General features: G+C 73.2%; 18 protein-coding genes. 9 read left to right on the top strand and 9 right to left on the bottom strand.

Annotation, left to right across the window (positions count from 1 at the left end):
* The first annotated feature begins 198 nt into the window (after positions 1-198).
* The 3 genes from ACFY0K_RS25275 to fxsA all read left to right on the top strand — a co-directional run bounded on the left by ACFY0K_RS25275 (position 199) and on the right by fxsA (position 3,838).
* Positions 199-1,815 (top strand): amidohydrolase, encoded by a 1,617-nt coding sequence (locus tag ACFY0K_RS25275; RefSeq protein ID WP_390641787.1) that lies wholly within the window; start codon positions 199-201, stop codon positions 1,813-1,815.
* 586 nt (positions 1,816-2,401) lie between these two features.
* Positions 2,402-3,196 carry a polyprenol monophosphomannose synthase gene (locus ACFY0K_RS25270; RefSeq protein ID WP_382724230.1) on the top strand — a complete coding sequence of 265 codons (795 nt, stop codon included), beginning with the start codon at positions 2,402-2,404 and terminating at the stop codon, positions 3,194-3,196.
* 78 nt (positions 3,197-3,274) lie between these two features.
* Positions 3,275-3,838 carry an FxsA family membrane protein gene (gene fxsA / locus ACFY0K_RS25265; RefSeq protein WP_390641786.1) on the top strand — a complete coding sequence of 188 codons (564 nt, stop codon included), beginning with the start codon at positions 3,275-3,277 and terminating at the stop codon, positions 3,836-3,838.
* An 89-nt stretch (positions 3,839-3,927) separates the two neighbouring features.
* Here fxsA and ACFY0K_RS25260 read toward each other — a convergent pair whose 3' ends face one another.
* The 4 genes from ACFY0K_RS25260 to ACFY0K_RS25245 form a co-directional block, all read right to left on the bottom strand.
* Positions 3,928-4,302, bottom strand: a complete 375-nt coding sequence (locus ACFY0K_RS25260; RefSeq protein ID WP_010046329.1) for an RNA polymerase-binding protein RbpA — start codon at positions 4,300-4,302, stop codon at positions 3,928-3,930.
* 255 nt (positions 4,303-4,557) lie between these two features.
* Positions 4,558-5,904 carry an MFS transporter gene (locus tag ACFY0K_RS25255; protein WP_390641785.1) on the bottom strand — a complete coding sequence of 449 codons (1,347 nt, stop codon included), beginning with the start codon at positions 5,902-5,904 and terminating at the stop codon, positions 4,558-4,560.
* A 41-nt stretch (positions 5,905-5,945) separates the two neighbouring features.
* Positions 5,946-6,713: a glycerophosphodiester phosphodiesterase gene (locus tag ACFY0K_RS25250; protein ID WP_390641784.1), complete on the bottom strand. Its 768-nt coding sequence runs from the start codon at positions 6,711-6,713 to the stop codon at positions 5,946-5,948.
* Positions 6,710-7,363, bottom strand: coding sequence for a YitT family protein (locus ACFY0K_RS25245; RefSeq protein ID WP_390641783.1), 654 nt, complete (start codon positions 7,361-7,363; stop codon positions 6,710-6,712). The genes ACFY0K_RS25250 and ACFY0K_RS25245 overlap by 4 nt, the downstream gene beginning before the upstream one ends.
* A 115-nt stretch (positions 7,364-7,478) precedes the next feature.
* On the opposite strand from ACFY0K_RS25245, the gene ACFY0K_RS25240 reads away from it, so the two are divergent.
* Positions 7,479-8,981: a PLP-dependent aminotransferase family protein gene (locus ACFY0K_RS25240; RefSeq protein WP_390641782.1), complete on the top strand. Its 1,503-nt coding sequence runs from the start codon at positions 7,479-7,481 to the stop codon at positions 8,979-8,981.
* 114 nt (positions 8,982-9,095) lie between these two features.
* On the opposite strand, the gene ACFY0K_RS25235 is transcribed toward ACFY0K_RS25240, so the two are convergent.
* Positions 9,096-10,652 carry a hypothetical protein gene (locus tag ACFY0K_RS25235; RefSeq protein ID WP_390641781.1) on the bottom strand — a complete coding sequence of 519 codons (1,557 nt, stop codon included), beginning with the start codon at positions 10,650-10,652 and terminating at the stop codon, positions 9,096-9,098.
* 37 nt (positions 10,653-10,689) lie between these two features.
* On the bottom strand, positions 10,690-10,884 hold the full coding sequence (locus ACFY0K_RS25230; RefSeq protein WP_093505521.1) for a hypothetical protein: 195 nt from the start codon (positions 10,882-10,884) through the stop codon (positions 10,690-10,692).
* 340 nt (positions 10,885-11,224) lie between these two features.
* Here ACFY0K_RS25230 and ACFY0K_RS25225 point away from each other — a divergent pair, with 340 nt between their 5' ends.
* From ACFY0K_RS25225 to ACFY0K_RS25205, 5 genes are all read left to right on the top strand, one after another.
* Positions 11,225-11,617: an ankyrin repeat domain-containing protein gene (locus ACFY0K_RS25225; protein WP_390641780.1), complete on the top strand. Its 393-nt coding sequence runs from the start codon at positions 11,225-11,227 to the stop codon at positions 11,615-11,617.
* A 301-nt stretch (positions 11,618-11,918) separates the two neighbouring features.
* Positions 11,919-13,337 carry a HEAT repeat domain-containing protein gene (locus tag ACFY0K_RS25220; protein WP_390641779.1) on the top strand — a complete coding sequence of 473 codons (1,419 nt, stop codon included), beginning with the start codon at positions 11,919-11,921 and terminating at the stop codon, positions 13,335-13,337.
* A gap of 250 nt (positions 13,338-13,587) precedes the next feature.
* The gene (locus ACFY0K_RS25215) at positions 13,588-14,718 is read left to right on the top strand and encodes a glycosyltransferase family 4 protein (protein ID WP_382724220.1); all 1,131 of its coding nucleotides are present in this window, start codon (positions 13,588-13,590) and stop codon (positions 14,716-14,718) included.
* The gene (locus ACFY0K_RS25210; RefSeq protein ID WP_390641778.1) at positions 14,715-15,941 is read left to right on the top strand and encodes a glycosyltransferase; all 1,227 of its coding nucleotides are present in this window, start codon (positions 14,715-14,717) and stop codon (positions 15,939-15,941) included. The genes ACFY0K_RS25215 and ACFY0K_RS25210 overlap by 4 nt, the downstream gene beginning before the upstream one ends.
* Positions 15,938-16,789 carry an SGNH/GDSL hydrolase family protein gene (locus tag ACFY0K_RS25205; RefSeq protein ID WP_390641777.1) on the top strand — a complete coding sequence of 284 codons (852 nt, stop codon included), beginning with the start codon at positions 15,938-15,940 and terminating at the stop codon, positions 16,787-16,789. Before ACFY0K_RS25210 ends, ACFY0K_RS25205 begins: the two co-directional genes overlap by 4 nt.
* Positions 16,790-16,828: 39 nt before the next feature.
* Here the strand turns inward: ACFY0K_RS25205 and ACFY0K_RS25200 are convergent, their stop codons facing one another.
* From ACFY0K_RS25200 to ACFY0K_RS25190, 3 genes are read right to left on the bottom strand one after another with little or no spacing between them, the layout of a single operon-like run.
* Complete coding sequence (locus ACFY0K_RS25200; protein ID WP_390641776.1) at positions 16,829-17,698, bottom strand: biotin-dependent carboxyltransferase family protein; 870 nt, start codon at positions 17,696-17,698, stop codon at positions 16,829-16,831.
* Positions 17,695-18,417, bottom strand: a complete 723-nt coding sequence (locus ACFY0K_RS25195) for an allophanate hydrolase subunit 1 (RefSeq protein ID WP_390641775.1) — start codon at positions 18,415-18,417, stop codon at positions 17,695-17,697. Before ACFY0K_RS25195 ends, ACFY0K_RS25200 begins: the two co-directional genes overlap by 4 nt.
* Before the next feature lie 8 nt (positions 18,418-18,425).
* Positions 18,426-19,184 (bottom strand): LamB/YcsF family protein, encoded by a 759-nt coding sequence (locus tag ACFY0K_RS25190; protein WP_390641774.1) that lies wholly within the window; start codon positions 19,182-19,184, stop codon positions 18,426-18,428.
* Positions 19,185-19,195 lie beyond the last annotated feature (11 nt).

The raw sequence follows: 19,195 nt of genomic DNA, 5'->3' as shown, positions 1-19,195 counted from the left end.
CGTGGGCAGGCGTTCCGCAGGGCGGAACGGGTGGGCACGGCCGGCAGTGCCGGGTGACTTGGAACATGGCCCGAGTGCAGGTGGGTGTCGGCTACGGGTGCGTCGTGACTGGGTGCGCAGTTCCCCGCGCCGCTGAGGGGGGGGCGTTCGGGGTGCCCCCGTTCGGAGTGATCGGCGCGAGGGGCGAGACTGGTCCCCATGAGTGAGCGCGCCCCCGAGCCCCAGACCGTCCTTCTTCGTCGCGGCGAGGTCCACAGTCCCGCCGATCCGTTCGCGACCGCGATGGTCGTGGAACGGGGGCAGGTCGCCTGGGTCGGGTCGGAGGGGGCCGCCGACGCGTTCGCGGACGGGGTCGACGAGGTCGTCGATCTGGACGGGGCTCTGGTCACCCCCGCCTTCACGGACGCCCACGTCCACACCACCTCCACCGGCCTCGCGCTGACCGGCCTCGATCTGTCCCGGGCCACCTCGCTGGCCGCGGCCCTGGCACTGGTCAGGGACTTCGCCGCCGCCCGCCCGGACGACCGGGTACTGCTCGGGCACGGCTGGGACGCCGCCCGCTGGGCCGACGGCCGCCCGCCGACCCGCGCCGAGCTGGACGCGGCCACCGGCGGCCGCCCGCTCTACCTCTCCCGTATCGACGTCCACTCGGCGGTCGTCACCACGGCCCTGCTGGACCTGGTCGCGGGTGTGGTGCCCCGGGAGGACGCCCCGCTGACGGGCGACGCCCACCACGCCGTCCGCGCCGCCGCGTTCGCGGCCGTGACGCCCGCCCAGCGCGCCGAGGCCCAGCGCACCGCCCTCGCGCACGCGGCCTCGCTCGGCATCGGCACCGTGCACGAGTGCGGCGGGCCGAAGATCTCCTCCGAGGACGACTTCACCGGGCTGCTGCGGCTCGCCGCCGAACTGCCGGGACCGCGCGTCGTCGGCTACTGGGCCGAGGCGGCCGACGAAGGCATCGCCAAGGCCCGTCGGCTGGGCGCGCTCGGCGCCGCCGGAGACCTGTTCGTCGACGGCGCCCTCGGCTCCCACACCGCCTGCCTGCACGAGCCGTACGCCGACGCGGGTCACAGCACCGGGTCCGCCTATCTGGACGCGGCCGCCGTCGCCGCCCACGTCACCGCCTGCACCGAGGCCGGTCTGCAGGCCGGCTTCCACGCCATCGGCGACGCCGCCGTGACCGCCGTCGTGGAGGGCGTCCGCGCCGCCGCCGAGAAGGTCGGCCTGGCCCGCGTCCGCGCGGCCCGGCACCGCGTCGAGCACGCCGAGATGCTCACGCCCGAGCACATCGCCGGCTTCGCCGAACTCGGGCTGATCGCCTCCGTACAGCCCGCCTTCGACGCGCTGTGGGGCGGCCCGGACGGCATGTACGCCCAGCGGCTCGGCGCCGGGCGGGCCCGCACGCTCAACCCGTTCGCCGCTCTCCTCAAGGCCGGCGTCCCGCTCGCCTTCGGCTCCGACAGTCCCGTCACCCCGCTCGACCCCTGGGGGACCGTCCGGGCCGCCGCCTTCCACCACACACCCGAGCACCGGGTCTCCGTGCGCGCCGCGTTCACCGCGCACACCCGCGGCGGCTGGCGCGCGATCGGCCGGGACGACGCGGGCGTCCTGGTGCCCGGGGCGCCCGCCGACTACGCGGTCTGGCGCACCGACGAACTGGTGGTGCAGGCGCCGGACGACCGGGTCGCCCGCTGGTCCACCGACCCGCGCTCCGGCACCCCGGGCCTGCCCGACCTGTCCCCCGGCCGCGAGCTGCCGGTCTGTCTGCGCACCGTGGTGGGCGGCCGCACCGTGTTCGTACGACCGGGCGAGTGACCTCCCACATTCGTACGGCCGGGCGAGTGATCTCCCGGGGTGGCGCGGCCGTGATCGACGGCCGGCGCTCCGTCGCGCGACCTGCGCATCCTCTGCGCTGACCAGGGGTTTGAGGGTGTTTACGCAGGTCAAACGACTGTTGACAGCCAGCGGCAGCGGGCCGGTAGGTTCGGCGGAGTCCACCACCGGACGCCCGACCGGGGAGCAGTTCGCGCACTCGTCGCAGCGCCGCTGGGTCAGGGACGGTGTGCCGCACCGGGGCACCGTCACTGGGAGCCAGGCTCAGCGCCCGCGCCGACGAGGGAACGTTCCGGCCGGTCGGGAGGTGTGACCCGGGTGGGGCCCGGAGCTCAGTAGACAACGGCTTTCGGTCGACCCGCAGCCAGCGGGTCCCAGGTCGGCCCGAAGGGCGCCGGGCCCCCATCCGCAGGGGAACAGAGTGACGAAAGCACGTATGGCCGCCACCCGAAACGGGCATCCTTACCCCATTCTTGCGGAATAGACACCACCATCCGAATGAGCTGTCGCGTCAGTGCAGGCCGCGGCCACTATGGTGGTCCTCTGCGTACGACATGAAGGGGCAGCAGTGAACGACGGCGACGAAACCCTTGCGGCACAGCCCCAGGGGAGGCGGTTCGGCCCGCTCGGCACGGCCTTGGTGATCATTCCCACGTACAACGAGGCGGAGAACATCAAGTCCATCGTCGGCCGGGTGCGCCAGGCCGTCCCCGAGGCACACGTGCTGGTGGCTGACGACAACAGCCCCGACGGCACGGGCAAGCTCGCCGACGAACTGGCCGCCGAGGACGACCACGTCCAGGTACTGCACCGCAAGGGCAAGGAAGGCCTCGGCGCCGCCTACCTCGCCGGCTTCCGCTGGGGCATGGACAACGGCTACGGCGTGCTCGTCGAGATGGACGCCGACGGCTCCCACCAGCCGGAGGAACTGCCCCGGCTGCTGACCGCGCTGAAGGGCGCCGACCTGGTGCTCGGCTCCCGCTGGGTGCCCGGCGGCCGGGTGGTCAACTGGCCGAAGTCCCGTGAGTTCATCTCCCGGGGCGGCTCCCTGTACTCCCGGCTCGCCCTCGACCTCCCCCTCCGGGACATCACCGGCGGGTACCGCGCCTTCCGCCGCGAGACCCTGGAGGGCCTGGGGCTCGACGAGGTCGCCTCGCAGGGGTACTGCTTCCAGGTCGACCTGGCCCGCCGCGCGGTCAAGGCCGGCTACCAGGTCGTCGAGGTGCCCATCACCTTCGTCGAGCGGGAGTTCGGCGACTCCAAGATGAGCCGCGACATCCTCGTCGAGGCGCTGTGGCGGGTCACCTCGTGGGGCTTCACCGACCGGGTGGGCCGTCTGACCGGCAAGGGCAAGCCGTCCTAGCGGACGCCCGGGAACCTTACGGTTCCGGTTGATCATCCCCTTATGCCGCACTGAGCCGCGCCCAGGCACACTGGGTGCATGACGACTGGCGCGCAGACCCCTCCGTACACCACCCGGCCCCGCCGCTCCCGGCTGGGCAGATACCTGCCGCTGGGTCTCGCGGTCTGGCTGGTGCTGGAGATCTGGCTGCTGACGGTGGTCGCGGGGGCGGCGGGCGGCATGACCGTGCTCCTGCTGCTGGTGGCGGGCTTCGTCGCCGGTTCGGTGGTCATCAAGCGGGCCGGCCGGCGTGCCTTCCAGAGCCTCAACGAGGCGATCCAGCGCGGCGGCTCCCCGGAGCGCGGCGGTGGGAACGGCCTGATGATGCTGGGTGGCCTGCTCCTCATGATCCCCGGCCTGGTCTCCGACGCCCTCGGCCTGCTGCTCCTGCTGCCCCCGGTCCAGAAGGCCGTCTCGCGTTTCGCCGAGCGCACCCTCGACCGCAAGCTCCGCACCGCCGCCCCCGGCACCCTGGGCGACGCCTTCCAGCAGGCCCGCATGCACCGCCCGGACGGAAAGGTCGTCCAGGGCGAGGTGATCAGGAACGACGGTCCCCGGCCGGGGGACGAGCCGACCGGGGAGCGGCCGCCGCTGACGCGGTGAGTGCGCCTGCCTCACAACAACCGAGGGCGCCGTACGTTCACAGAACGTACGGCGCCCTCGGTTGTTGTGTCGGCTTCCGTTACACGGAACTATGCGGACTTGCGGCTGTCCCTGGGATGAATCGCGATGTTCATCGCCCCGGAACGCAGAACCGCCAGACGCTCCTCAAGGACCTCTTCGAGTTCCTCACGGGTGCGCCGCTCCATCAGCATGTCCCAGTGGGTACGCGCGGGCTTGGCCTTCTTCTCTTCAGGGCCGTCGCCGTCCACGAGGAGTGCCTGGGCCCCGCAGACCTTGCACTCCCACTCCGGCGGGATCTCCGCCTCGACCGAGAAGGGCATCTCGAACCGGTGCCCCTTCTCGCATGCGTACTCCACGGCCTGGCGCGGGGCCAGGTCGATACCGCGGTCCGTCTCGTAGCTGGTCACCACGAGGCGCGTACCGCGAAGAGCTCGCTCACTCATGAATCGTGCCTCCCGGGCTTGTCGCCCACAGGACAGGTGTCGCTGTCGTCGTCATCCGGTCAACGTCCGGTCGGCGGTAAAGATTCCCGTTCCGAGTCATGCGTCGCCGTCGTAGCCGCCCCTTGTTGTACCCACCGGCGCCCGGTTTGTCACATCTGCTAGCAGATGTCACCCAGCGTTTCGGCATCTTTGACGCGCAGTAACGGTACGCCTGGCAGGCCAAACGCGTACACTACCGCCCTTCCGCGTTGAACGCTAAATCTTCTGCGGAACCGGATTGCCCGCCTCGCCGATCGCCCGTCGCACCGGCACCCGCGCGAGCAGCGCGAACCCGATCACGAAGAAGGCCACCAGTGAGATGATCGCCGAGCGGTAGCTCCCGGTCAGCTGGTAGGTGATCCCGAACAACAATGGTCCCAGCCAGCTCATCCCCCGATCGCTCATCTCGTACGCCGCGAAGTACTCGGCTTCTTTTCCAGGCGGCACGAGATGGGAGAACAGGGAGCGGGACAGGGCCTGGCTGCCGCCGAGGACGAGACCGATGCCGGCCGCGAGGGCGAAGAACCACACAGGTGCCTTGGCCGGCAGGAAGTACCCGGCCGCCAGCGTCACCGTCCATGCCACCAGCGATCCCAGGATCGTACGCTTCGCCCCGTACGTCCTGGCCAGCCGCCCCATCGTGAGCGCGCCCGCCACCGCCAGCACCTGCACCATCAGGACCGCGCCGATGAGCGTGGACTGGCCGAGCCCGAGCTCCTGAGAGCCGTAGACGGACGCCTGGGAGATCACGGTCTGGATGCCGTCGTTGTAGACGAGGTACGCCAGCAGGAAGGAGAGCGTCAGCGGATGGCGGCGCATGTCCCGGGCCGTCGCCGCGAGTTGACGCAGCCCCGGAGCCGCCGCCCCGCCCGTACGGCCGCCCCGGTCGCGCAGCCGGCGCAGCGGTACGAGGGTGAAGGCGCCCCACCACAGCCCTGCCCCGGCCAGGCAGATGCGGACCGCCTCCGTCTCGGAGAGGCCGAAGGAGCCGTGGGCGGAGTAGAGGACCAGGTTGACGATCAGCACCAGTGAGCCGGCCACGTAGCCGAAGGCCCAGCCCCGGGCGGAGATCGTGTCGCGTTCCTCGGGCGGGGCGATCTGGGGAAGGTAGGAGTTGTAGAGCATCAGGGCGACGGACTGGGCGGCGTTCGCGACGATCAGCAGCAGCCCGCCGAGCAGATAGCGGTCGCCGTCCAGGAAGAACATGCCCGTCGTCGCCGCGGCCCCGGCGTACGCGGCCACGCCCAGCAGCCGCTTCTTGCGGCCGGTGCGGTCGGCCGCGCTGCCCACCAGGGGCATGAGCACGACCGCGAGGATCACCGACAGGGAGACCGAGTAGGCGAAGAAGGAGCCCGCCCGGACGGGGATGCCCAGCGGGTGGACGTAGCCGTCGGCGTCCGCCGCGTGGTCGGCGACCGACGTGAGGTACGGACCGAGGAACACGGTCAGGACGCTCGTCGAGTAGACCGAGCACGCCCAGTCGTAGAAATACCAGCCGCGCTGTTCGCGCCGCAGGTCGGTGCCCTCGTCGAAGACCCCCGACTGCACGGTTTCGGTGCCCACCCGCGCCCTTGCCTCTCCCGCAGCAGTGCCGCCCGCGCGCCTCAGAACCAGACGCCGCGCTTCTGCATGACCTCACGCAATGTGTCGATGTGATCGGTCATGATGCCATCCACTCCCAGGTCCAGGAGCCGGTGCATCCGCTCGGGTTCGTTGATGGTCCAGACGTGGACGTGCAGACCGAGCGCGTGGGCGGCGCGCACGAAGCGCCGGTCGACCACCGGGACCCCCGACTGGGACTCGGGCACCTGCGCGGCCACCGCCGAGCGGCGCACCGAGGCGGGCAGACCCCAGGAGCGCAGCCGCAGCCCGACCACACCGCGCGTACCGAACGAGGTGGCCAGGCGCGGCCCGGCCAGCCGCTGCGCCCGCAGTACCCGCGCCTCCGAGAACGACCCGACGCAGACCCGGTCGTAGGAGTCCGTCTTCTCGATGAGGTCGAGGAGCGGCCGCAGGGCAGGTTCCGCCTTGGCGTCCACGTTCCAGCGGACGTCCGGGAACTCCTCCAGCAGCTCCTCGAAGAGGGGAAGCGGCTCGCGGCCCGCCACGCGCGCCTGCCGTACGTCCTCCCACGGCAGGTCGGCGATCCGGCCGGCCCCGTCGGTGACCCGGTCGAGGGTGTCGTCGTGGAAGGCGACGAGCCTGCCGTCCGCCGTGGCGTGCACATCGGTCTCGATGTACCGGTAGCCGAGTGCGACCGCGCGCCGGAACTGCGCCACGGTGTTCTCCAGGCCGTCCGCGGCTCCGCCTCGATGGGCGAAGGCGATGGGGCCGGGGTGGTCCAGGTACGGGTGGCGGGTCAGCGTGCTCACTTGCGCAGTATCGCGCGCTCGGGTGACCCCGTGGCAACGACCGTGCTGCGGCCGGATGCCGCCGGGACGGCGAACACCCTCAGGAACAGCTGCGCGAGCGGTCCGATGGACACCGCGTAGAGCAGCGTGCCGACACCGACCGTCCCGCCGAGCGCGAACCCGGTGACGACCACCGCGACCTCGATCGCCGTGCGGATGAGCCGTATCGAGCGACCGGTACGCCGGTGCAGCCCCGTCATCAGGCCGTCCCGCGGGCCGGGGCCGAAGTTCGCCGCGATGTACAGGCCGGTCGCCGCCCCGTTGACCACGATGCCGGCCGCCATCAGCGGAATCCGCACGGCGAACGCGTGGGCACCGGGGAGGACGGCGAGCGCTGCGTTCATGGCGAGGCCGATGACGAAGACGTTGGAGACCGTGCCGAGGCCCGGCCGCTGGCGCAGCGGGACCCACAGGAGCAGCACGGCGGCCCCGACGACGATCGACACCGTGCCGATGCTCAGCCCGGTGTGCCCGGCGAGCCCCTGGTGCAGCACGCCCCAGGGCTCCAGGCCGAGGCCCGCCTCGACGAGCAGCGCGGAACTGACGCCGTACAGCGTGAGCCCCACGTAGAGCTGGACGAACCGTCGCCCGAGACGGCCTTGCGTGGACAAGAGGTACCCCCTGGTGGAAAGGATGGCGGTGGAAAAGGTGGACTGGCTCGTGTCACTCTGTGGCTTGCAAGGGAAACCTATCCATGGCCAATTCGGGGAAGGTGGACTGATTCACATGGCGCAGTGGACCTCTGCGGTGGGGCCCGCGCAGCTCGCCCGGCTGCTCAACTCACAGCAGGACCGTCCGGCCGGCCCCGGCACCCGGCGGCCGCCGGCCTACCGCGCCCTCGCCGACGGTATCCGGCTGCTGGTCCTGGAGGGCCGCGTCCCGGTCGCCGCCCGGCTGCCCGCCGAACGCGAGCTGGCCCTCGCCCTGTCCGTCAGCCGTACGACGGTGGCGGCGGCGTACGAGGCGCTGCGCGCGGAGGGCTTCCTGGAGTCCCGCCGGGGCGCGGGCAGCTGGACCGCGGTGCCGGCGGGCAACCCGCTCCCGGCCCGCGGCCTGGAACCCCTGCCTCCCGAGGCGCTCGGCTCGGTGATCGACCTGGGCACCGCCGCACCGCCCGCGCCCGAGCCGTGGCTGACCCGTGCGGTCCAGGGCGCGCTGGCGGAACTCCCGCCGTACGCCCACACCCACGGCGACTACCCGGCCGGGCTCCCCGTCCTGCGGTCGATGATCGCCGAGCGCTACACGGCGCGCGGGATCCCCACCATGCCCGAGCAGATCATGGTCACGACCGGTGCGATGGGCGCGATCGACGCGATCTGCCACCTCTTCGGCGGGCGCGGCGAGCGCATCGCCGTCGAGTCGCCGTCCTACGCCAACATCCTCCAGCTGATGCGGGAGGCCGGCGCCCGCCTGGTGCCGGTGGCGATGGCCGAGGGCCTTGGCGGCTGGGACCTGGACCGCTGGCGCCAGGTGCTGCGGGAGGCGGCGCCCCGGATCGCGTATGTGGTCGCCGACTTCCACAACCCCACCGGGGCGCTCGCCGACGACGACCAACGGCGCCGGCTGGTGGACGCGGCCCGCTCGGCGGGCACGGTGCTGGTCGCCGACGAGACGATGAGCGAGCTGTGGCTCGACGACGACGTGGCGATGCCCCGGCCGGTCTGCGGCTTCGACCCGGCGGGCTCCACCGTCATCACCGTGGGCTCCGCCAGCAAGGCGTTCTGGGCGGGCATGCGCATCGGCTGGGTGCGGGCGGCTCCCGACGTGATCCGCAGCCTGGTCGCGGCGCGGGCCTACGCCGACCTGGGCACGCCGGTGCTGGAGCAGCTGGCGGTGAACTGGCTGTTCAGCACGGGAGGCTGGGCCCAGGCCGTCGACCTGCGCCGGGCCCAGGCCCGCGAGAACCGGGACGCCCTGGTGGCGGCGGTCCGCCGCGAGCTGCCGACCTGGGAGTTCGAGGTGCCGAAGGGCGGGCTGACCCTCTGGGTCCGGGCCGGGGGACTGTCCGGCTCCCGGCTGGCGGAGGCGGGGGAGCGGGTGGGCGTCCGCGTCCCGTCCGGACCGCGCTTCGGGGTCGACGGGGCCTTCGAGGGCTACGTGCGCCTTCCGTTCACCGTCGGTGGAGCGGTGGCGGAGGAGGCGGCGGTACGGCTGGCGGCGGCGGCGCGGATGGTGGAGTCGGGTGCGAGCGGGGGGAACGGCGAGGCGCCGCGGACGTTTGTCGCGTAGCGGCGGGTTGTGGTTCGACCGCGGGCGCGTGGGGGCTGGTCGCGCAGTTCCTCCCCCGGCCGAAGGCTGGGGGAGGCACCCCGCAAGCGGGGGCGAGCGACACCCACCCGTACCTCAGCCCTCGGCGACCGCGGCCTCCAAGGGCACCGCTTGCTCCACCCCCTCGTTCCTCGGCGGCAACAAGGCCAGCACCGCCTCCCGGTCCACCTCGCTCGTCGCGTCGTCGTACGGATCCGGAGTCGCCGGCACCTGAAGCCGCAGCACCGGACCGTGCCCCAGCCGCGCATACCCCCGCCCCGGCGGCACCTGAGCCAACGGCGTCGTGTGCGGCGGCGCCCCCAGTGCCGCGGCCAGTTCGTCCGGCAGCGCCGGTCCCAGCACGACACGCGCGCACGCGTGCTGTCGTACCGCCTCGCTCAACACGTCCGCGTTGTCGAGCTGTTCGGCGACCACCACGGTGACGTTGGCCGCGCGGCCGTGCCGTAGGGGAGCCTCAAGGAGGGCCTGCAGGTCCTTGTGGCCGTCCGCCGCGGCCAGGTGGACGAAGGCGCTGGGGCGGTCGAGGAGGATCCACAGGGGCCGGCGGCAGTCGTCCGGCGGCGGGTGGCCCGCCTGGCGTGCGCGGCTGAGGGCGATGAGCCGCCGCTCCGTCTCGTTCGCGGCCCACTCCAGGCTGGCCAGGGCCCCGGCGAGCCCGCACTCCACCGCGAGGACCCCGTCCCGCCCGGCGAGGCACATGTACTCGCCGGTGCCGCCTCCCTCGACGATAAGGACGTCGCCGTACTGGAGGGCCTGCAGGGCGACGGAGCGCAGCAGGGTCGAGGTACCGCTGCCGGGACGGCCCATGACCAGCAGGTGAGGTTCGGTGGAGCGGGCGCCGGTGCGCCAGACGACCGGCGGTACGTCACGCTGTTCGTCGCCGTACCCGAGCGGGAGCGTGCGCTGGACCTCGCTGGGGTCGGTGAACCCGAGGACCGTCTCGCCCGGCGCGGTGACGAAGCGCTGCGCGGCGATGTCGGTGGGCAGCGGGGCGAGGACGGTCACCGTGAGCCGGTTGCCCTCCTCGTCCCACGCGAAGTGGTACTCGCGGCCCCGTCCGGACTTCGCGGTGAGCAGGTTCTCGATCCGCGCGCGGGCCTGCGGCTCGCCGTCCGGGAAGTACGCGGGGTAGCGGAGCAGCAGCTGGCCGAGGCGGCCCGCGTCGTCGAACTCGTGGGCGAGGAAGGCCTTGTCCCACTCTCCGCCGTGTGCGTACAGCGGCGCCGGGTCCTCGGCGGCCGAGAAGTACGGCACCAGGGCCTCGTACAGGGACTGGAGCCGCTGCGTCTGCGACTCGTCGGGGCCCTCCGGCGGGGGCGGGGTGCGGTCGCGGCCCTGCCAGGCGCTCGCCGCCATCAGGGTGATGACGGCGAGCAGCGGTCCGTACGGCACCAGCGCCACGACCAGGACGACGGAGGCCGCAAGGAACAGGAGCGGCCCGCGCTTGTCCTTGGGTGTCTCCACCCATCTGCGCCGCCCGGCCGCGGCCAGCCGGCTCAGCCCGCGGGTCACGGTGATGAGGGGGTGGAGGACATCGGTGGCGCTGTCGGCGGCCGTCCGGGCCAGCTCCCGGCTCCGGGCGAGCTGCGCGCCGCCGTTGCTCAGAATGCGGGGGAGAGGGCGCCGGGCCACTGCTGTCTCCTCACGGTGCGTACGGGCGGGCGGGGCGTCAGAACTTGATGCCGCCGAGCAGGCTCGCCAGGCTCTCGCCGCCTGCCTTGATGCTCGGTGCGATGGCCGTGCTGGAGAGATAGAAGCCGAAGAGCGCCGAGACCGTGGCGTGCGACGGCTTCAGTCCGTCCTTGCGGAAGAAGAGGAAGACCACGATGCCGAGCACGATGACGCCTGAGATGGAGAGGATCATTTGAGATCTCCTGGTGTCGAAGGGGGACAGTCACCATGAGTTCTTCCAGGATCACAGCAGGTATCCATACGATTAAAGGTGCAAATGAGTGAATCTCGGCTTATTTCACTCATTTGGGGGATCATTCTTGTTCTGTGTCGGCCGGATCGGCCGCCCCGACGTGCGGGAGAGTGATCGTTCGGCGGGGGTGCGGTGATCTTTACCTCGGGCAGATCCGGTCATGTGCACCTTGAGCCAGTACGCTGGCGATTCACTCGTACGGCCCCGCGGCCCGCCCGTTGCCGTACGCTCCCTCAGTCCGCGATAGTCCCCGCAGTGCACAGGAGAGGCGGTCCGGCCGATGAGCGAAGCCCCCGACCCCGAGGTCGTGGAGCTGGCGACCAAGATCTTCGATCTGGCCCGGCAGGGGCGGACCGAGGAGCTCGTGGCGTACCTCGACGCGGGCGTTCCCGCCAACCTCACCAACGACCGCGGTGACTCCCTCGTGATGCTCGCCGCCTATCACGGCCATGCCGCGGCGGTGCGTGAGCTGCTCGCCCGGGGCGCCGAGGCGGACCGGGTCAACGACCGGGGCCAGACGCCACTCGCCGGAGCGGTCTTCAAGGGCGAGACGGACGTCGTCAAGGTGCTGGTGGAGGCCGGCGCGGACCCGGCGGCGGGCACTCCCTCGGCCGTCGACACCGCACGGATGTTCGGCAAGACGGAGGTTCTGGAACTGTTCGGCACCTCCTGACCCATCTGTTCTGGCCAGCTAAAACACACAAAACGGGGGAGGCGGTACAGGGCCGCCGAAATTTCGGTCGCGGCAGGTCGAAGTGCCGAGTCATCATGACGTCGTGATTCACGGACGCGATGGCTGGGCAGGTGTTGCCGCACCGCGCGGGCCGTGATGCGGCCCGCATGGGCCACTGACGAGAGGCAGAGAGAAATGGTCTACAGCAAGCAAGAGACGGCGGGCGCTCCGACGTTGTGTCACGCGGCCAGGTAGTGCGTGTTCTCCGGTTGCGTCGACGCTTGATGTGAGGCTGTTTCCCATGTTCGATCCGGTCATAGCGCCCAGCGGTACGCTGCTCGGCCTGCTTCAGCGGGGCCGTGGCGACGGTACGCTGCACGCGCTCACCGCCCCGCGCGCCGAGGCGCTCGCGGCGCTGAACCACTGCGTGCTCCACGACCCCCGCCACGACTGGCAGGTGGAGAACCGCTCCCTGTACTACGCCCGGCTCTACCTCGACCTGCACGGCGAGCTGGACGCCATCGAGGCGCATCTCTTCGACACCGAGGACGTCCTCGACACCGAGGAGTCCCGCACCGGCCTCGCGCTGGCCGTCCTCGGGCACCTCGCCTCCTACGGCAGGCGGGACGCGCTCGACCTGCTGCGCAGGTATGCCGCGACGGGCTCGAACTGGGCCTGGGCCCTGGACGAGCTGGCGCTGCGCGACGACGACGCCGGCCTGCGCGCCCTCGCCGCCCCCGTGCTGGCACGTTTCACCACGGACGCCGAGGGCGAGGCCGAGCTGGCCGCCGCCGTACGGGACGCGTTCGAGCCACGGCCCTGGCGGCTGTGGGCCGAGGATCCCCGCGAACCCATCGCCACGCGCGTGCGTGCCGCGCAGGAGGCCGGCTGCTTCGACCGCTGGCAGCGGCAGCTGCGACCTACCGGGCCCCGTCCGGGGTGGAGCGTGCGGGCCGTCTTCGAATGGGCCCACCAGGGCGTCGAGCGGGGCGCGGCCCTCCATGTGCCGGCCGCCCGCTGCCTGGTCGCCGTCGCCGGCCCCGAGGACCGGCCGGAGATCCTCCAGGCCGCCAAGGACGGCATCGACGGAGCCCGCTGTACCGCCCTGCGCTACCTCGCCGACAGCAACGACCCGGACGCGCTGAACCTCATCGAGGCCGCGGTCGCCGACGGCACGGTCGCCGTCGTGGAGGCCGCCGTCGACGCCTTCGAACGCATGCGCAGTGTCGCCGCCGTCGACCGCGCACGCGGGTGGGCCCGCCGGCCGGACGCCCTCGGCGCCGCCGCCGGCCGGATGCTCGCCTGCCGGGGCGGGACCAAGGACAGCGAACTGGTCCTCGCCGCGCTGCGGGAGGCCGTACGCGGCGAAGGCCCGGACGCGCCGACGTTGTGGACCCTTGTCGACGGCACCGGGCGCCTCGGCATCGTCTGCGCCGCCCCCGTCCTGCGCCACGTCTACCGCGAGACCGCCTCGTCCCACCTCCGCGGCCGCGCCGCCCGCGCCCTCGCCGCCACCGACCCCTCCTTCGCCACCGGCTTCGCCGTCGAATGCCTGTGGGACTGCGAGGAGACCACCCGTGAACTCGCCGCCCGGCACGCCGAGACCGGTGACGCCCGGGTCGTCGAACAGCTCCGCCGGCTCGCCGCCGACCCCGCCGAGGAGGCGGAGGTACAGACGGCCGTGCGCAGCCGTATCGGACCGGACCCGGCTGCCATGTGACATATCACTGCATCGGACACACACCTGCTTCTCCACGGGAAGCACGAAAACCACGGGAACCACGGGGGATCCCGTACGCGTTCCGAACGCGGACGACTGCCCGCCGGATGAACGGCCGGTGACCATCGGGTCGGCCGGGCATGGACGCCGGTTGGCGTGCTCGGGTGTGCAGGGCAACGCTCATGGGACGTTTAACAGTCGGAAAGATCCACTTTGACGCGGCCACGTCCAGCACGGCGACAACACCGGTATGCGTGTCGTCATCGTGACCGAATCCTTTCCCCCCGATGTGAACGGCGTGGCCCACTGCGCGCTCCAGACCGCCCGACACCTCGTCGATCGCGGTCACGCTCCCCTCGTCGTCGCTCCGGCCCCCGCCCCCGGAAACAGGCTCGCCGCGGCCGCCGCGCCGTGCCCTGTCGTCCACGTCCCCTCCCTTCCGCTCCCGGGCTATCCCCAGGTCCGCGTGGCTCTCCCCAGCCGCAAGCTCGCCGCCGCGCTGATCGAGCACCGCCCCGACGTGGTGCACCTGGCCAGCCCCTTCATCCTCGGCGTCCGCGGCATGGCCGCCGCCGCCCGGCTCGGCATCCCGGCCGTCGCCGTCTACCAGACCGACCTGGCCGGATACGCCCGCACCTACGTGGGCGCCGGCGAGGCGGCCGCCTGGCGGCGGATCCGGTCCGTGCACGGCGCCGCCGACCGCACCCTCGCCCCGTCCACCGCCTCCATCAGCGACCTGGAGGCGCACGGGGTGCCCCGGATCCAGCTGTGGCAGCGCGGCGTGGACACCGTCCGCTTCCGTCCCGAGTTCCGCGACGAGGCGCTGCGCCGGGAGATCGCCCCGAACGGCGAGGTCATCGTCGGCTACGTCGGCCGCCTCGCCCCCGAGAAGCAGGTCGAACTCCTCGCCGGCGTCTGCGGCCTGGAGGGCGTCAAGGTCGTGATCGTGGGCGACGGGCCCGCCCAGGCCCACCTCACCGAGGCGCTGCCGGGCGCGGTCTTCCTGGGCCGCCGCACCGGTGACGACCTCGCGCGGATCTTCGCTTCGTTCGACGTCTTTGCGCACACCGGCCCCTTCGAGACGTTCTGCCAGACCGTCCAGGAGGCCATGGCCAGCGGTGTCCCGGTCGTCGCGCCCGCCGTCGGCGGTCCGATCGACCTGGTCGACCACGGCCGCACCGGGTTCCTGGTCCCGCCCCGCGACGCCGGTGCCGTACGGGAGGCCGTGGCCTCCCTCGTCGCCGACGCCGGGATGCGGGCCGCGTTCGGCCACGCCGCGCGGACCACGGTCGAGGGCCGTACCTGGGCCGCCGTCGGCGACCAGCTGATCGGCCACTACGAGGACGTGCTCGCGGCGCGCCGGCCGGTGGTGGCGGCATGAGCGCCACGCCGGGCCCGCTGCGCATCGTCCGGCTGGCCAACTTCGTCGCCCCCGCCTCCGGCGGCCTGCGCACCGCCCTGCGCGAACTCGGCAAGGGCTTCGTGGCGGCCGGGCACGAGTCGGTGCTGATCGTGCCGGGCGAGCGCTACTCGGACCGGTACGAGGAGCAGGGCCGGGTCATCACGCTGCCCGGCCCGCTGCTGCCCGGCACCGGCGGCTACCGCGTCCTCGTCGACAAGAAGCGGGTCCAGAGCCTCCTGGAGCACCTCGCCCCGGACCGCCTCGAGGTGTCCGACCGCACCACCCTGCGCTGGACCGGCCGCTGGGCCCGGCGCGCCCGGATCCCCGCCGTGATGGTCTCCCACGAGACCGCCGACGGGGTCCTGCGCACCTGGGGCATGTCCGAGAACATGTCCCGGCGCACCGCCGACGCGCTCAACATCCGTACCGCGCACACGTACGCGCGCGTGGTGTGCACCACCGAGTTCGCCGAGCGCGAGTTCATCCGCATCGGCGCGCGCAACGTCGTACGCGCCCCCCTGGGCGTCGACCTCGCGGGCCGCCACCCCTCGCTGCACGACCTCGACCTGCGGGCCCGGTACGCGCGCGAGGACGAGGCGCTGCTCGTCATGTGCTCGCGGCTGTCCGTGGAGAAGCGGCCCGGCACCGCCATCGACGCCGTCGAGGCACTGGTACGGCGCGGCCGCCGGGTCGTCCTTGTCGTGGCCGGCGACGGGCCGCTGCGGGAGCGCCTTGAGCAGCGGGTGCGGGAGCGCAGGCTGCCGGTGACCTTCCTGGGGCATGTCTCCGACCGGGACAGCCTGGGCGCGCTGCAGGCGTCCGCCGACGTCGCCCTGGCGCCGGGACCCGCCGAGACGTTCGGGTTGGCCGCCCTGGAGGCCATGGCCTGCGGGACGCCCGTCGTCGCCAGCGCCTCCTCCGCGCTCCCCGAGGTGATCGGTTCGGCCGGTGCCACCGCCGCCGACCGCGGCGAGGCGTTCGCCGACGCCGTGGAGATGCTCCTGGAGCGGCCCGCGGCCGAGCGCCGGGAAACGGCACGCGCGCGTGCGGAGTGCTTCGGCTGGGGAACGGCCGTGGAGGCGTTCCTCGCCGCGCACGACGCGCCGGTGCTGTGCCGTCGTGACGAGAGCCGTGACGGCAGTCGCGACGAGAGCGGAACGACGGCACCGGTCCGTCATGTCGTGCCGGAGGGCGTGGCATGAGAACGGTTCGCTTCGTGGCACTCGGCGACTCGCTGACCGAGGGCGTGGGCGATCCCGCCGGCGACGGGTGGCGCGGCTGGGCCGCGCTGCTGGCCGGCGGACTCGCCGCGAAGGACGTGGAGTTCACCAACCTCGCGGTCAGCGGGGCACAGACGCGCGACGTGCTGGAACGCCAGACCCCGGTCGCGCTGGAACTGCGCCCCGACATCGTCGCCGTCGTCATAGGCGTCAACGACACCCTGCGCTGCACGTTCGACATCCACGCGGTGGCCGAACGGCTCGACAGGGTCTACGCGGCCCTGACCGAGCAGGGTGCGACCCTGCTCACGGCGTGCCTGCCCGACCCCGGTGCGATGTGGGGGCTCCCGGGCGCCCTGGCCCGGCCGCTGGCCCGCCGGGGGCGTGCGGTCAACGCGGTGGTGCACGCCCTGTCCGAACGGTACGGGGCCGTCCACCTGCACGCCTCGGAGGGCGCCTGGCTCACCGACCGCGAGATGTGGAGCGCGGACCGGCTGCACCCGGGCGAGCGCGGGCACCGCCAGCTGGCCGTCCGCTTCCATGCCCTGCTCGCCCCGCTGGGCATGGCGACGGGGACGGCGCCGTCCCCCGAGCCCGAGTTCCCGCCGCCGACGAAGAAGGCGAGTCTCCTCTGGCTGGCCACGGCCGGCACCGCCTGGGTGATCAGGCGCTGCCGGGACCTGCTGCCCCAGCTGCTGCGGCTGGCCGTCGACGAGATGCGGCACCGCCGCAGGGGCACCAGCGGCCGCCTGGACCTGAGCGCGTCCGCCGCGGTCTCCGCCGCGCTGGCCGCCCTCCAGCCGCCGGAGCGGCCCGCGGACGCCGCGTGACGAGGCCACCGCGGTGATTCAGTCAGGTGGTACGGCCGTTCAGCGACGGCGTACGGCCACGAAGCGGACCGGGATGCCCGGCACCGCCTGGGCCGCCGCCGGGAGGTCGGCGGCGCGGACCACCGCGATCACCGGATAGCCGCCGGTGGTCGGATGGTCGGCCAGGAAGACCACCGGACGCCCGTCCGGCGGCACCTGCACGGCGCCGAGAACCATGCCCTCGCTGGGGAGTTCACCGGCACGGGCCCGCTCCAGGGCGGGCCCTTCCGTGCGCAGCCCGATGCGGTTGCTCGCCGACGACACGCGGTACGCGCGCGAGGTGAACGCCCGGACGGCGTCCTCCGTGAACCAGCCGGCCCGCGGGCCGAGCGTCACCCGCAGCACGAGTTCCGCCGGCGGGGACGGCTGCGGTACGACGTCCACGCGCGCGTGCGGTCCCACGGGCGTGCCCAGCGGCAGCACCGTGCCGTCCGCCAGCGGGGCGGGACCCAGCCCGGAGAGCAGGTCCGTGGACCGGCTGCCGAGCACCGGTTCCACCGCGACCCCGCCGGAGACGGCCACATAACTCCGTACGCCGGAGCGGGCCGCTCCCACCTCCAGCAGCTCCCCGGCCGCAACGACGACCGGCGCACCCCAGGCCGCCGGACGCCCGCCCACCGTGACGGGGCACGGTGCGCCGCCGACCGCCACCACGACCGCCGAACGCGGCCGCACGGCACACCCGTTGAGCGTCGTCTCCAGAACGGCCGCGTCCGGTGCGTTGCCGACCAGCCGGTTCACCAGTGCCGCGGCGGGCGCGTCCAGTGCCCCGGAGCGGGGCACCCCCAGATGCGCGTGTCCGGGCCGCCCCCGGTCCTGCACGGTGGTCAGCGCACCGGCCCGTACGACGACGAGCGCACGGTCGGTCATACGTCCCCCACCGGCACGAACCGAACCCGCGTCCCCGGCGCCAGCAGCGCGGCCGGCACCCGCGCGTGGTCCCACAGCACCGCCTCCGTCGTCCCGATCAGCTGCCAGCCGCCCGGCGAGGAGCGCGGGTACACGCCGGTGTACGGGCCGGCCAGCGCCACCGCGCCCGCGGGCACCGCGGTGCGCGGGGTGGCCCGGCGCGGGACGTCGTAGCGGGTGGGCAGCCCGGTGAGGTAGCCGAAGCCGGGCGCGAAGCCGCAGAAGGCGACCGTGAACTCGGTGCCCGCGTGGATGCGGGCGACCTCCCGTTCGGGAATCCGCCAGTGGGCGGCGACCACGGCGAGGTCCGGGCCGTCGTAGCGCACGGGCAGCTCGATCGCCGCACGCGCGCGTGGGGGAGCGGGCGGGACCACGGCGGCGGCCAGTTCGGCGGCCAGGTGGGCCGGGTCGTCGAGGCCGTCGAGCAGGACGGTGCGGGCGGCGGGCACGATCTCGCGGACCGTGAGCGAGCCCTCCGCGCGGCGGCGCAGCAACTCGGCGTGCAGGGCCTGGGCCTGCCCGCCGGAGCCGACCTCGACGAGCAGGGCGTCGTCGCCGACCGGGTGGACCGTCGGCGGCACGGCGGGCGGAGAGGCGGTGCTCTCGCTCGCGCCCGTGCTCTGGACGCTGATGCTCGAGTTCGCGCTGGTGGTCGCGTTCGCGCTGGTGCTCGCGCGCATGCCCGTGCTCATGCGAAGGCCGCCACGGTCAAGCCCTCCGTCGTGAGCCGTGCGCGCACCCTGCGGGCCAGCTCCACGGCGCCCGGGGTGTCGCCGTGCAGGCAGAGCGAGCGGGCGCGTATCGCGATGCGCGCGCCGGAGTGCGCGGCGACCGTGCCGGAGCGCGCCAGTTCCACCGAGCGTTCCACGACCGCTTCCGGATCGCTCACCACCGCGCCCTCGCGCCCGCGCGGGACGAGCGTCCCCTCGTCGGTGTAGGCGCGGTCGGCGAACGCCTCCGTGACCGTCGGCAGACCCGCCTCCCCCGCCAGCGCCAGCAGCCGGGACCCGGGCAGCCCCAGAACCGGCAGCGAGGCGTCCGCGAGGAGCACGCCGTCGACCACCGCGGCGGCCTGCTCCTCGTCGTGCACGACCCGGTTGTAGAGCGCGCCGTGCGGCTTCACGTACGCCACGCGCGCGCCGGCGGCCCGCGCGAAGACCTCGAGGGCGCCGATCTGGTAGGCCACCTCGGCCCCCAGCTCGGCGGGCGGCACGTCCATCGCGCGCCGCCCGAACCCCGCCAGGTCCCGGTAGGACACCTGGGCGCCGATCGTCACCCCGCGCCCGGCCGCCAGCTCGCACACCCGCCGCATGGTGGCCGCGTCTCCCGCGTGGAAGCCGCAGGCCACGTTGGCGCTGGTCACGACGGACAGCAGCTGCTCGTCGTCGGTGAGCCGCCAGCGGCCGAAGCCCTCGCCGAGGTCCGCGTTCAGGTCGATCGGGGTCATGGATGCGCCGT

Source organism: Streptomyces sp. NPDC001507 (assembly GCF_042894765.1).
Classification (GTDB): domain Bacteria; phylum Actinomycetota; class Actinomycetes; order Streptomycetales; family Streptomycetaceae; genus Streptomyces.
Note: the sequence above shows the minus strand (reverse complement) of the source record. Positions and strands in the feature narration are given on the sequence as shown.

What these genes read in the sequence shown, in the direction of transcription:
- ACFY0K_RS25275 (WP_390641787.1), top strand. Translation starts at nt 199, where the DNA reads ATGAGTGAGCGCGCCCCCGAGCCCCAGACCGTCCTTCTTCGTCGCGGC.
- fxsA (WP_390641786.1), top strand. Translation starts at nt 3,275, where the DNA reads ATGACGACTGGCGCGCAGACCCCTCCGTACACCACCCGGCCCCGCCGC.
- ACFY0K_RS25260 (WP_010046329.1), bottom strand. Translation starts at nt 4,302, where the DNA reads ATGAGTGAGCGAGCTCTTCGCGGTACGCGCCTCGTGGTGACCAGCTAC.
- ACFY0K_RS25240 (WP_390641782.1), top strand. Translation starts at nt 7,479, where the DNA reads ATGGCGCAGTGGACCTCTGCGGTGGGGCCCGCGCAGCTCGCCCGGCTG.
- ACFY0K_RS25230 (WP_093505521.1), bottom strand. Translation starts at nt 10,884, where the DNA reads ATGATCCTCTCCATCTCAGGCGTCATCGTGCTCGGCATCGTGGTCTTC.
- ACFY0K_RS25225 (WP_390641780.1), top strand. Translation starts at nt 11,225, where the DNA reads ATGAGCGAAGCCCCCGACCCCGAGGTCGTGGAGCTGGCGACCAAGATC.
- ACFY0K_RS25220 (WP_390641779.1), top strand. Translation starts at nt 11,919, where the DNA reads ATGTTCGATCCGGTCATAGCGCCCAGCGGTACGCTGCTCGGCCTGCTT.
- ACFY0K_RS25215 (WP_382724220.1), top strand. Translation starts at nt 13,588, where the DNA reads ATGCGTGTCGTCATCGTGACCGAATCCTTTCCCCCCGATGTGAACGGC.
- ACFY0K_RS25210 (WP_390641778.1), top strand. Translation starts at nt 14,715, where the DNA reads ATGAGCGCCACGCCGGGCCCGCTGCGCATCGTCCGGCTGGCCAACTTC.
- ACFY0K_RS25205 (WP_390641777.1), top strand. Translation starts at nt 15,938, where the DNA reads ATGAGAACGGTTCGCTTCGTGGCACTCGGCGACTCGCTGACCGAGGGC.
- ACFY0K_RS25200 (WP_390641776.1), bottom strand. Translation starts at nt 17,698, where the DNA reads ATGACCGACCGTGCGCTCGTCGTCGTACGGGCCGGTGCGCTGACCACC.
- ACFY0K_RS25195 (WP_390641775.1), bottom strand. Translation starts at nt 18,417, where the DNA reads ATGCGCGCGAGCACCAGCGCGAACGCGACCACCAGCGCGAACTCGAGC.
- ACFY0K_RS25190 (WP_390641774.1), bottom strand. Translation starts at nt 19,184, where the DNA reads ATGACCCCGATCGACCTGAACGCGGACCTCGGCGAGGGCTTCGGCCGC.